The sequence below is a fragment of the Janthinobacterium sp. HH102 genome (assembly GCF_001758625.2).
Lineage (GTDB): Bacteria > Pseudomonadota > Gammaproteobacteria > Burkholderiales > Burkholderiaceae_D > Janthinobacterium.
Map to the genome: position 1 here is coordinate 6,054,341 of NZ_CP062062.1, position 12,035 is coordinate 6,066,375.

Below are 12,035 nucleotides of genomic sequence, written 5' to 3' on the forward strand. Positions count from 1 at the left end.
CAGACGCCGCACGTGGGACGCAATCGTGCGCCCGGCAAAAAGGACTACCATGGACGATCACGCAACCACTGCTGAAAGTCTGCCATGCTCACACTGAAAGATCCCACGCTGCTACGCCAGCAATGCTACCTGAACGGACTATGGCTCGATGCCGAAGGCGGCCAGCACGCCGACGTCCGCAATCCCGCCACGGGTGAAGTGATCGGCCATGTGCCCGTGATGGGCACGCAGGAGACAAGGAACGCCATCAGCGCGGCCAACGCCGCCTGGCCCGCCTGGCGCAAGAAGACAGCCAAGGAACGCGCAGCCGTGCTGCGCCGCTGGAATGACCTGATACTGGAAAACGCGGACGACCTGGCGCTGATCATGACGGCGGAACAGGGCAAGCCCTTGCTCGAAGCCAAAGGCGAAGTGCAATACGCCGCCTCCTTCATCGAATGGTTCGCCGAAGAAGGCAAGCGCGTCGCGGGCGATACCCTGCAGTCGCCGTGGCCGGACCGGCGCATCGTCGTGACGAAGGAGCCGATCGGCGTGTGCGCCGCCATCACCCCCTGGAACTTCCCCGCCGCGATGATCACGCGCAAGGCAGGACCGGCGCTGGCGGCCGGCTGCCCGATGCTCGTCAAGCCGGCCGGCATGACGCCGTTTTCCGCGCTGGCGCTGGCCGTGCTGGCCGAACGCGCGGGTGTGCCTGCGGGCGTGTTCAATGTCATCACGGGCTCGTCGCAGGAGATCGGCGATGAGATGACGTCCAATCCCCTCGTGCGCAAGCTCAGTTTCACGGGATCGACGGAAGTGGGCCGCATGCTGATGCGCCAGTGCGCGCCGACGATCAAAAAGCTGTCGCTGGAACTGGGCGGCAATGCGCCGTTCATCGTCTTCGACGACGCCGACCTGGATGCGGCAGTGGAAGGCGCCATCGCCTCGAAATACCGCAACGCGGGCCAGACCTGCGTGTGCGCCAACCGCCTATACGTGCAAGATGGCGTGTACGAGGCCTTCGCGCAAAAGCTGGTGGCGGCCGTGCAAAAACTCAAGGTGGGCAACGGCGCCGACGAAGGCGTCACGCAGGGGCCGCTGATCGAGGAAAAGGCCGTAAAAAAAGTGGAGCAGCACGTGGCCGACGCACTGGCCAAGGGCGGGCGCCTGCTACTTGGCGGCAAGCGCCATACGCTGGGCCACAACTTCTTCCAGCCCACCGTGATCGCCGACGTGACGAGCGACATGCTGGTGGCCAGCGAAGAGACGTTCGGGCCACTGGCGCCCCTGTTCCGCTTCAAGACGGACGAGGAAGTCATCGCCCTGGCCAACAACACGGAATTCGGCCTGGCGTCCTATTTCTATTCGCGCGACATCGGCCGCATCTGGAACGTCGCCGAAGGCCTGGAATCCGGCATGGTGGGCGTGAACACGGGGCTGATCTCGACGGAAGTGGCGCCGTTCGGCGGCGTCAAGCAGTCGGGCCTGGGCCGGGAGGGATCGTCGTACGGGATCGACGATTACCTGGTCATCAAATACATCTGCATGGGCGGTATTTAACGATATGCCCGACGGCGCCGCCGCTATTCGAATCCCCGGATCCGGTCGCCGTTGAAATTCGGCAGGCGCCACTCGAAGTGCAAGGCCAGGAAGCGGAACAAAAAGCCCGCGCCGATGGACGACAGCTGCGCCACGGAGCTGTCGACCTTGAAGTGCAACAGGCCGACATACAGGGCGCCCGTAAACAGGGCCACGGTGGCATACACTTCGCGCTGCAGCACGAGAGGAATCTGGTTGCACAGGATATCGCGCAGCAGGCCGCCGAAAACGCCCGTGATCATCCCCGCCAGCACGACGATGGCCGGGTGCATCTTGGCCGACATGGCGATGTCGCAGCCGATCACGCAAAACGCTACCAGGCCCAGGCCGTCGACCAGCAAAAAGATGGCGCGCAGATGGTGCAGATAGCGCGCGACAAAGGCCGTCACAATGGCCGCGCCGATGGTAAACAACAGGTATTCGGGATGCGCGATCCAGCCCAGCGGATAGTGCCCCAGCAGCACGTCGCGCACGGTGCCGCCACCGAGCGCCGTGACGGTGCCGATCATGCAGATGCCGAACAAATCCATGCCGCGCCGCATGCCCATGATGGCGCCGGACATCGCTTCGGCGACAATCGCCACCAGGTAGATCGTATATAACAGCATGGTCTTACTCTTCCGAAAATGATTTGAGAATTTGTTCGCGTTCGCGCGCTTCGCTCAGGGTGCGCGCCTCGCTCGTGCCCGTGCCGGAGCCGCCAGCGCCGCCGGCGCCAGCGTCACCGTGCGCCATGCGCGTATCGGCAGCGCCGCTGCCGCAGCCGACGCTGCTGTGGATAAAAGCGAAGTTATCCTTCAGGCAGTCGCCGGCCAGGTATTCGGCATACACATAGTCGCCGTCGAGCAGGGCCAGGCCAGGCGGTTCGGCCAGCACCTGCTCGCGGCGGCCCTGCACGGCTACCTGCATGTAATCGCGCCAGACGGGCAGCGCCAGCGTCCCCCCGGTGGCGTTGCCCAGGCTCTTGGGCTGGTCGTAGCCTAGCCAGACGACGGACACGAGGCCCGAGGAATAACCGGCGAACCAGGCGTCATACGCATTGTTCGAGGTTCCCGTCTTGCCGGCCGCGTCGCCGCGTCCCAGCGCCAGCGCGCCGCGTCCCGTGCCGCTCTTGACGACGTCGCGCAGCATGCTGTCCATGACGTAGGCATTGCGCGTGGAGATCACCTGCGTGCCCGGTGCCGGCTCGCCCTTGGCGCGCGGCGCCGCGTCGGAAAACAGCACCGCGCCGCTGCGGCTGCGCACTTCCTTGATCAGCTTTGGCGGCATCTGCACGCCGCCGTTGGCGAACACGGCATACGATTGCGCCAGCTGCAGCGGCGTGACGGCGCCCGCGCCCAGCGCCAGCGGCAGGGACACGGGATTGCGCGCGCCCTCAAAGCCGAAGCGCGTGGCGTAGTGCTGCACGTAGCCGGGCCCCGCCGCCTGCATCAGGCTGACGGCGACGAGGTTTTTCGAGCGCACCAGGCCGCGCCGCACGCTGATGAAGCCTTCATAGTTGTTTCCGTAATTGCGCGGACGCCACGGCTGCGCCCCCGTTTCCCGCGGCAGCAGCAGGCGCTGCGTATCATCCACGGCCGTGCCGGGAAAATAGCCCTTTTCCAGCGCCGCCGAATACACGAAGGGCTTGAAGCTGGAACCGGGCTGGCGGTAGGCTTGCATGGCGTGGTTGTAGTGGTTGCGGTAGAAATCGAAGCCGCCCGCCATGGCGACGATTTCGCCGCTGTGCGCCTCGACGGAAATGAGCGCGCCTTCCATCTCGGGCAGCTGGCTCACGAGCCAGCGCTTTTTCGCCGCGTCGTGCACCACGCGGATGACGCTGTTTTCAACGATGGCGCGCTTGCCGTCGAGCGGCAGCTTGCCGCCCAGGCGCGCGTCCGATGCCGTCAGCACGATCTCGTCGCCATTGCGCAGCTGCGCCGTCAGCTGGCGCTTGCCGCTCGTCTCGACCTTGCGCACCAGGGCGGCGCGCACCTCTCCGCTGTCGGGGTAGGCGGCCAGCTGGCGCGCCACGCTGTCTGCGGAGGCGGCCAGGCGCGCTTCCGGGCCGCGATAGCCGCGCCGCGCCTGCGCGTTCAATAGCCCATCGCGCAGCGACTTGTCGGCCGCCCGCTGCGGCGCCATGCGGATGGTGGTGGTCACGTCCAGGCCCATGCTGTAGGCGCCTTCGGGATAACTTTGCACGATCAGCTGACGCGCTTCCTCGACCGCATACGCGGCCGCGTGCACGGAGCTGTTGCGGTCCTTGTTCAGGGCCAGTTTTTCCGCCACGGCCGCGTCGTATTCGGCTGGCGTGATGTAGCCGAGTTCGCGCATGCGCTGCAGGATGTAATGCTGGCGCACGGTGGCGCGCTGCGGATTGGCGACGGGGTTATACGCCGACGGCGCTTTCGGCAGGCCGGCCAGCATGGCCGCTTCGGCGATGCTGACGTCGGCCAGCGGCTTGTCGAAATAGATGTTCGAGGCGGCGGAAAAGCCGTAGGAGCGCTCGCCCAGATAAATCTGGTTCATGTACAGTTCCAGCAGCTTGTCCTTGCCGTAGTGCTGTTCCAGCTTGTAGGCGAGCAGCATCTCCGTCAGCTTGCGCTGCACGGTCTTTTCGCGCGACAGGAAAAAGTCGCGCGCCACCTGCATGGTGATGGTGCTGGCGCCCTGCGCATGGTGTCCCGTGACGACGTTGGCCAGGGTCGCGCGCGTCAAGCCGTAAAAGTCGACGGCGCCATGCTCGTAGAAGCGCGCATCCTCGATGGCCAGCAAGGCCTGGCGCATGCGCAGCGGGATCTCCTTCAGGGGCAGGAACTCGCGGCGCTCTTCACCGTACTCGGCCAGCAGCTCGCCTTCGCTGGAAAAAATACGCAGCGGCAGCGCGGGCTTGTACTGGGCCAGGTGCTCGACGGGTGGCAAGTCCTGCCATGCCTGGCGCAGCCACCAGCCGCCCGCGAGGGCTGCGGACAAGCCCAGGCCCAGGGTCAATCCCAGGCCGAATTTCAGACTGCGCGCCAGTTTCGATGACGGCTTGCGGGGCTTTGTATCTTGCGCTTGTGCTTCCATGAGGTGATTCCCTTGCTGCCAGGAGGCCGCGCTGCATACGCGTACGCGGCACTCCATCAAAGAGGCATTGTGCACTGCAACACACCCATCCTTATGAAAAGTAAGTATTATTTAGTATTGATAAATTTTTCTTATGTAAGGCAGCGGTCATGGATCTCAATCCCAAGCACACGGAAGCGTTCCGCGCCGTCGTCGAAACGGGCAGTTTCGAACAGGCGGCGCTGCGGCTGCACCTGACGTCGCCGGCCATTTCGCAGCGGGTGCGGGCGCTGGAAAGCCAGCTCGGCAATGCGCTGATCGTGCGCAGCCGTCCCGCGCGCGCCACGCGCATGGGCCAGCGGCTGATGCAGTATCTGAAGCGGGCCAAGCTGCTGGAAGCGGACTTGCAGGCGGAACTGGCGGTGCAGCAGGATGCCCCGCTGACCCTGGTGCTGGCGCTGAACGCGGATTCGATGGGCACCTGGTTCTTTCCCGCCCTGTCCGAGGTGTTGATACGCGAACGCGTGCTGCTGGACCTGACCGTGGAAGACCAGGACCACACGTATACCTTGCTGGAGACGGGCATGGCCATCGGCTGCATCAGCACGGAAGCCAAACCCATGCGCGGCTGCACGGCCGAACCGCTGGGCGTGATGCGCTACTGGCTGGTGGCCACACAAGCGTTCCGCCAGCAGTGGTTTGCGCACGGGCTGACGCGCAAGGCGGCGCGCACGGCGCCCGTCGTCGCCTACACGCGCAAGGATACCCTGCAGTCGTCGTTCCTGCTAGAGGCGCTGGGCTTGCCCGAAGGCGCCTACCCCTGCCATTACGTGCCCGGCGCCACCTCGCACTTCAACGCCATCCGCTACGGCCTCGGCTACGGCATGGTGCCGGAATTGCTGCTGAAAGCGAACACGGACGGCGAACTCGTGGAAATGCTCACGCCCAAGACCCCGGCCGACGTGGCCCTGTACTGGCACACGTGGAAAGTGCAGTCGCCGCGCATGGAGCAGCTGTCGCGGCAAATCATCGCGGCGGCGCGCACCATGCTGAGATAATTATCGCTGCATGCCCCAGCGTTTCAAGGTGACGCGCTCCAGGGTGCGAAAACCGATGTTTTCCACGATTAAACCGATGACGATGACGGCCGCCAGGCCCGCAAACACCTTGTCCGTGTACAGCTCGTTGCGGTTCTGGAAGATGTACCAGCCCAGGCCGCCCTGCCCCGACGTGGTGCCGAATACCAGCTCGGCCGCGATCAGGGTGCGCCAGGCGAACGCCCAGCCTATCTTCAAACCCGAAACGATGGACGGCAAGGCGCCCGGCACGAGGATGTGCAGCACCAGCCGCAAGCCGTTCAAGCCGTAGTTGCGGCCCGCCATGCGCAGGGTCTCGGGCACGCCCTGGAAGCCCGCATACGTGTTCAGGGCCAGCGGCCACATCACGGAATGGACGATGACGAAGATCAAACTGGCGCGTCCCAGGCCGAACCACAGCAGGGCCAGCGGCAGCAGGGCGATCGCAGGCAAGGGATTGAGCATGGTCGTCAGGGTTTCCAGCACGTCACGCCCGATGCGGCTCGACACGGCCAGCAAGGTCAGCACGAAGGCGGCCAGCACGCCCACCGCATAGCCCTGCAGCAACACGACGAGGGACGCGGCCGTGCGCGTGAGCAATTCACCGCTGGCGATGCCGCCGATAAACGCCTGCGCCGTCTGGATAAAACTGGGCAACAATAAATCGTTGTGCGTCCAGCGCGCCGCCCCTTCCCACAGCAGGGCCAGGCTGAGCAAAATGAAAGCCTTGCGCCACAGCGCGTGCTGGCTCCAGCGCTGCCAGCGCGACAATGGCCGCTCGACGGTGACGCCGGCGGGCGGCGGTGCCGCATAGACGAATTCCTGGCGGATGGGCGGCTCCAGCAGCGCGCTCATACGGCCTCCCGCTGCGCAGTAACTGCTTGCGGAACAGGAGCCACTTCCTCATCGAACAGCAAGCCGTGGATGCGGCGGCTAGCAGCCTGGAATTCCGTACTGCCCGCGCTGTGCAGGCCGAACTGATGGCTGTTGAGTTCGGCGCGCACCCGGCCCGGATGGGGCGACAGCAGCAGGATGCGGTTGCCCACCACCAGCGCTTCTTCGATCGAATGCGTGACGAAGACGAGGGTAAAGCGCAGCTCTTCCCACAGGCGGCTCAGCTCTTCCTGCATCTTGCGCCGCGTCAAGGCATCGAGCGCGGCAAACGGCTCGTCCATCAGCAGCACTTCCGGCTGCATGGCCAGGGCGCGCGCGATGGCCACCCGCTGCTTCATGCCGCCCGACAAGGTATGCGGATGAGCATCTTCAAAGCCGGCCAGGCCCACCTTGGCGATCCAGTGATGGGCACGCTCGCGGGCCGCCTGCTTGTCCAGCCGCTTGCTGGCCAGCAAGGGGAACATGACATTTTCCAGCACGGTCTTCCATGGCGGCAACTGGTCGAATTCCTGGAACACGACGACGCGCTCCGGCCCCGGCTTGCTGATAGGAACGCCCTGCATGGCGATGCTGCCCGCGCGCGGCGCGATGAAGCCGGCCACGGCTTTCAGCAAGGATGACTTGCCGCATCCCGATGGCCCCAGCAACACGAAACGGTCGCCGCGGAACACGTCGAAACTGACGTCGTGCGTGGCGCGCACGGTGCGCTGTTCCGTGCGGTATTCCAGGCTGACATGTTTGACACTGAGCAAGGGCTCCAGCGCAAGCGGAGGACGTACGAGGTGAAAAGCAGGCGCGTTCATTTCAGCCTCCTTGCGTGATGGCAGGGTCGTCAAAGAAGTAATCGCGCCAGCTGTCGGGCAGGTTGCGGATGGCACTCACGCGGTGCAGGAATTGCGCCAGGCCATAGGTGTTTTGCGGCGCGATCTTGAATTGCACTTGCGGATTGGCAAAGATTTTCAGCAGCAGATTGCGGTCCACCTTGCTTTTATTGACCTTGATATAGATGTCGGCCGCGCCCTGCGGATTGCTGCTCGCGTACTGCGCCGCTTCCGCCAGCGCAGCGATGAAGGCGCGGTACGTCTTCGGATTGTCCTTGCGGTACTTTTCCGTCGCATACAGCAGGGTCGACGAGCTGGGTCCGCCCTGCACGTCATACGAATTCAGGATGATGTGGGCGTTCGGATTCTGCGCCAGTTCCTGTTCCTGGAACGGCGAATTGCCGAAATGGCCGCTCAATTCCGTGCCGCCGGCGATGATGGCCGCCGCCGCATCCGGATGCGGCAGGGTTTGCGTAATCCTGTCGAGGCGGGCAAATTCCTTGTCGCCCCACTGCTTCGCCACGGCCATCTGCAATATCCTCGCCTGGACGGACACGGAGACGGCCGGCAAGGCGATGCGGTCCTTGTCCGTCAAGTCGGACAGGGTTTTTACCTTCGGGTTGTTGCTGATCAAATAGTAGGGAAAATTACCGAGCGAAGCCACGCCGCGCACGTTCTGCCGTCCCTTGGTGCGGTCCCAGATGGTCAGCAGCGGCCCCAGGCCCGCCCCCGCGATATCGATATTGCCCGACAACAAAGCGTCATTGATGGCGGGGCCGCCGGACAGGGTAATCCACTCGACTTTCACGTCGACGCCCTGCTGCTTGCCATGCTTTTCGATCAGCTTTTGTTCCTGCGCAATATTGAGCAACAAGAAGGTGATGCCGTGCTGGCCCGCGATGCGGATCTGGCCTTCGGCCCGGGCCATGGGCATGGCCATGCACAGCATGGCGATGGCGATGGCGGCGAGAAAACGGCGCGGGCGGGAAAAGGTCAAGATCGGCAACATGGACACTCCTTGGTCAACTACGGTCAAAAATCAGTACGGCGCATCGCCTTCGATGGTGGTGCGGTAGAGTTTGCGGCGCTGGTCGGGCGGGCAGCCCGTCGCCAGGTGCATCAGCGAGCGGTTGTCCCAGAACACCAGGTCGTGCGGCTGCCAGCGGTGCACATACAGGTGTTCGGGGCGCACGCTGTGGGCGAACAGTTCGTCGAGCAGGGCGCGGCTTTCATCGGCGGGCAAGCCGACGATGCGCGTGGTGAAATGCTCGCTGACGAACAGGGCACGCCGTCCCGTTTCCGGATGCACGCGCACGACAGGGTGCGTTACGGGTTTGACTTCATCGATCTGCGCCTGCGTCAGCGCGGGCCGCCACGGGTTGCGGCGACGCAACTCCTCATACTGGCTCAGGTAGCTGTGCTCGGCGCGGGCGCTGCGTACGGCGTGGCGCAGCGCGGCCGGCAAGCTTTCCCAGGCCAGGTGCATGTTGGCAAACACGGTATCGCCGCCCTCGTCCGGCAACTCTTGCGCGTGCAGCATGGAGCCGAGGCTGGGCACTTCCTTGTACGACAGGTCCGAATGCCAGAAGTGACCCGCGTCACCCAGGCCGATGGGCTGGCCATCTTCGACGATGTTCGAGATGATCAGCACCTCCGGCTGCGTGGGCAGCTGGAACTGGCGCAGCACGTGGATTTGCAGGGGGCCGAAGCGGCGGCTGAAATCGACTTGCTGCTGCGGCGTGATGCGCTGGTCGCGGAACACCAGCACGTGATGGTCGAGGTGGGCGTGGTGCAGGCGCTGGAAGTCGCCCAGCGACAGCGGCTGCGCCAGGTCCAGCCCCAGCACTTGTGCGCCGAGCGGCGCGTCGAACGTTTCGATACGGAACTGGCTGGAAGAAAACGCGGATTTCAGGACGGCCGACATGGGAACTCGACTAGAGTCTGGGGAAGTCCACTGTATGCCGGCCTGCGTTCCTTGCAAACGAAGCATTTACTATATGGATATGCGCGGCGCGTTGCGCCATGCTGCAACAGGCGCTGTCACGCAATGGCGCAGCAGCAGGGACTTTGCCCGGGAATGGGGTGAGCATGCAACTTGCTTACCCACCAATCTTTACAATAGACCAGGAAAACCATGCGCACCTACGCCCTGATGCTCGCCGTTCTGTTCGCTGTTCCCGTCCACGCCCAGGACAGCCAGGATGAAAGTGATCTCAGCTACAAAGCCTATGTGCACAGCGACAAGCGCATCAAGTGTTTGTACGGCTATGCGGCCGACAAGACGGGCGACCATGCGGCGGCCGTCGCCATCTTTGAAGACTGTATACGGCGCTGGAACGATGTGTATTCGATGATTTGGCTGGCCCAGCTGTATGAAACGGGTATCGGCGTGACCAGGGACCTGGCGCAGGCGACGGCGCTGATGCGGCGCGGCGCCCATACCAACGATGACGCCGCCTATGCGCGGTTGGCGCGCTATCACTATGGCGTGGCGCTGGCCGAAGGCCGGGGCACGCCGCAGGACCTCCCCCAGGCCAGAACCTGGCTGCGCCAGGCGGCGCAGGAGGGCGTGCGAGAGGCGGCCGACTACCTGGGCCGCCTGGAAGGCGCCGCGCCATAGACGCGGCGCCAGCGCCGCTTACGCGATTGCTTCGTAGCGGGCCAGGCGGGTCGCCATGCGCGGCGCCAGCTCGTGGCCGGCCGTGACCGTCACTTCGAGGTCGTTCAGCAAGCCATCCTTCAAGCCGTAGACCCAGCCATGGACGCTGAGTTCCTGGCCCCGTTCCCACGCATCTTGCACGACGGTGGTCTGGCACACGTTCAAGACTTGCTCGACCACGTTCAGTTCGCACAGACGGTCGCCGCGCTGGCGGCTCGTCAATACGTCGCCCAGATAGCGCTCGTGCTTCTGGCCAACGTCCTGCACGTGGCGCAGCCAGTTGTCGACCAGGCCGATGCGCGTGCCCGTCATGGCCGCATGCACGCCCTTGCAGCCGTAATGGCCGACGATGATGATATGTTTGACTTTCAGCACGTCCACGGCAAATTGCAGGACGGACAGGCAATTGAGGTCGGAATGCACGACCACGTTGGCAATATTACGGTGTACAAACACGTCGCCAGGCGCCATGCCCAGCAATTCATTGGCGGGCACGCGGCTGTCGGAGCAGCCGATCCACAGGTATTCGGGCGATGTCTGCGCTTCCAGGTTCTTGAAGAAGTTCGGGTCCTTCGCCACCATCGAGTCGGCCCAGCGGCGGTTACGCTGCAGCAGTTCCGCCAGGGCCGGGCCATTTTTCTGTTCGGTCATATCGCTCCCATTGTGTGCGTACGACTGAATTGGCCGCAGATCGCGCCCATAGGCCGGCGATGCGCGCACATTGTTCAGTCGTGATGAAAAAAACGCCGGGATGTTGAAGCATCCCGGCGCATGGTGTTACGTGTGCTTATTCAAAAAAATCCTTGACCTTGTCTTTCCAGGTCTTGCTTTGCGGACTGTGCTTGGCACCGCCCTCGGTCGTCGACTTTTCAAAGTCGCGCAGCAGGTCTTTCTGTTTTTCCGTCAGTTTCACCGGTGTTTCGATGGCCACGTGGCAGAACAGGTCGCCCGCGTAACCGGAGCGCACGCCCTTGATGCCCTTGCCTTTCAGGCGGAAGGTCTTGCCCGACTGGGTGCCTTCCGGGATCGTGAACGACACCTTGCCGTTCAGGGTAGGCACTTCGATTTCGCCGCCCAAAGCTGCCTTGGTGAACGAGATCGGCATTTCGCAATGCAGGTCGTCGCCTTCGCGCTGGAATACGGCGTGCGGCTTGATGTGGATTTCCACATACAGGTCGCCCGACGGGCCCCCATTCGTGCCCGGTTCGCCGTTGCCGGACGAACGGATACGCATGCCGTTGTCGATACCGACTGGAATTTTGACTTCCAGCGTCTTGTTGCGCTTGATGCGACCGGCGCCGCCGCATGGCGTGCAGGGGTCGGTGATGACCTTGCCGCTGCCATGGCATTTCGGGCAGGTTTGCTGGATACTGAAGAAACCTTGCTGCATGCGCACCTGACCGTGACCACCGCAAGTACCGCAGGTGGTGGGCGACGTGCCCGGCTTGGCGCCGCTGCCATGACAAGTGTCGCACTTGTCCCAGCTCGGCACGCGGATGGTCGTGTCGAAGCCGTGCGCAGCTTGCTCCAGCGTAATTTCCAGGTTGTAGCGCAAGTCGGCGCCACGGTACACCTGTGGACCCGCATTGCGGCTGCGACCACCGCCACCGCCAAAGATGTCGCCGAAGATATCGCCGAAGCTGTCGGCAAAGCCGCCCGCACCGCCGCCGAAGCCGCCGCCACCGCCCATGTTCGGGTCCACGCCGGCGTGACCATAACGGTCATACGCATCGCGCTTTTCCGGATTGGTCAGCATCTCGTAGGCTTCTTTGACTTCCTTAAACTTTTCTTCCGATTCCTTGCTATCCGGATTGCGGTCCGGATGGTATTTCATCGCCAGTTTACGGTAAGACTTTTTGATCTCTTCTTCCGAAGCATTTTTTGCGACACCGAGTGTCTCGTAAAAATCACGCTTTGCCATGTTGTCGGCACCTTGCAGTCTATCTACTGATGTAAAAATTACACGAAAAAGCCGAG

At 63.6% G+C, this 12,035-nt stretch carries 11 protein-coding genes; 3 read left to right on the forward strand and 8 right to left on the reverse strand.

Annotated features, from left to right (window positions below; all coding sequences use genetic code 11):
- The first annotated feature begins 84 nt into the window (after positions 1-84).
- A complete protein-coding gene (gabD, locus tag JAB4_RS27575; RefSeq protein WP_070220434.1) occupies positions 85-1,539 on the forward strand; it encodes an NADP-dependent succinate-semialdehyde dehydrogenase in 1,455 nt (484 codons plus the stop codon).
- Between the two features lie 23 nt (positions 1,540-1,562).
- On the opposite strand, the gene JAB4_RS27580 is transcribed toward gabD, so the two are convergent.
- Both JAB4_RS27580 and JAB4_RS27585 read right to left on the reverse strand, forming a co-directional pair.
- Positions 1,563-2,186 carry a trimeric intracellular cation channel family protein gene (locus tag JAB4_RS27580; RefSeq protein ID WP_070220436.1) on the reverse strand — a complete coding sequence of 208 codons (624 nt, stop codon included), beginning with the start codon at positions 2,184-2,186 and terminating at the stop codon, positions 1,563-1,565.
- 4 nt (positions 2,187-2,190) lie between these two features.
- Positions 2,191-4,629 carry a PBP1A family penicillin-binding protein gene (locus JAB4_RS27585; RefSeq protein ID WP_070220438.1) on the reverse strand — a complete coding sequence of 813 codons (2,439 nt, stop codon included), beginning with the start codon at positions 4,627-4,629 and terminating at the stop codon, positions 2,191-2,193.
- 149 nt (positions 4,630-4,778) lie between these two features.
- Here JAB4_RS27585 and JAB4_RS27590 point away from each other — a divergent pair, with 149 nt between their 5' ends.
- Entirely contained in the window at positions 4,779-5,666 is an 888-nt protein-coding gene (locus JAB4_RS27590) for an HTH-type transcriptional regulator ArgP (protein WP_070220440.1), read from the forward strand.
- On the opposite strand, the gene JAB4_RS27595 is transcribed toward JAB4_RS27590, so the two are convergent.
- From JAB4_RS27595 to JAB4_RS27610, 4 genes are read right to left on the reverse strand one after another with little or no spacing between them, the layout of a single operon-like run.
- On the reverse strand, positions 5,667-6,539 hold the full coding sequence (locus tag JAB4_RS27595) for an ABC transporter permease (protein WP_070220442.1): 873 nt from the start codon (positions 6,537-6,539) through the stop codon (positions 5,667-5,669).
- Positions 6,536-7,381 carry an ABC transporter ATP-binding protein gene (locus JAB4_RS27600; protein WP_070220444.1) on the reverse strand — a complete coding sequence of 282 codons (846 nt, stop codon included), beginning with the start codon at positions 7,379-7,381 and terminating at the stop codon, positions 6,536-6,538. Before JAB4_RS27600 ends, JAB4_RS27595 begins: the two co-directional genes overlap by 4 nt.
- 1 nt (position 7,382) lies before the next feature.
- Positions 7,383-8,408 carry an ABC transporter substrate-binding protein gene (locus JAB4_RS27605; protein ID WP_070220446.1) on the reverse strand — a complete coding sequence of 342 codons (1,026 nt, stop codon included), beginning with the start codon at positions 8,406-8,408 and terminating at the stop codon, positions 7,383-7,385.
- A 30-nt stretch (positions 8,409-8,438) separates the two neighbouring features.
- On the reverse strand, positions 8,439-9,323 hold the full coding sequence (locus JAB4_RS27610; protein ID WP_070220448.1) for a TauD/TfdA family dioxygenase: 885 nt from the start codon (positions 9,321-9,323) through the stop codon (positions 8,439-8,441).
- 210 nt (positions 9,324-9,533) lie between these two features.
- On the opposite strand from JAB4_RS27610, the gene JAB4_RS27615 reads away from it, so the two are divergent.
- Positions 9,534-10,019, forward strand: a complete 486-nt coding sequence (locus tag JAB4_RS27615; protein ID WP_070220450.1) for an SEL1-like repeat protein — start codon at positions 9,534-9,536, stop codon at positions 10,017-10,019.
- Positions 10,020-10,037: 18 nt separating this feature from the next.
- Here the strand turns inward: JAB4_RS27615 and can are convergent, their stop codons facing one another.
- Together can and dnaJ are read right to left on the reverse strand one after the other, a co-directional pair.
- Positions 10,038-10,709 (reverse strand): carbonate dehydratase, encoded by a 672-nt coding sequence (can, locus tag JAB4_RS27620; RefSeq protein ID WP_034788731.1) that lies wholly within the window; start codon positions 10,707-10,709, stop codon positions 10,038-10,040.
- 136 nt (positions 10,710-10,845) lie between these two features.
- Positions 10,846-11,979 (reverse strand): molecular chaperone DnaJ, encoded by a 1,134-nt coding sequence (gene dnaJ, locus JAB4_RS27625; protein WP_034745985.1) that lies wholly within the window; start codon positions 11,977-11,979, stop codon positions 10,846-10,848.
- Positions 11,980-12,035 lie beyond the last annotated feature (56 nt).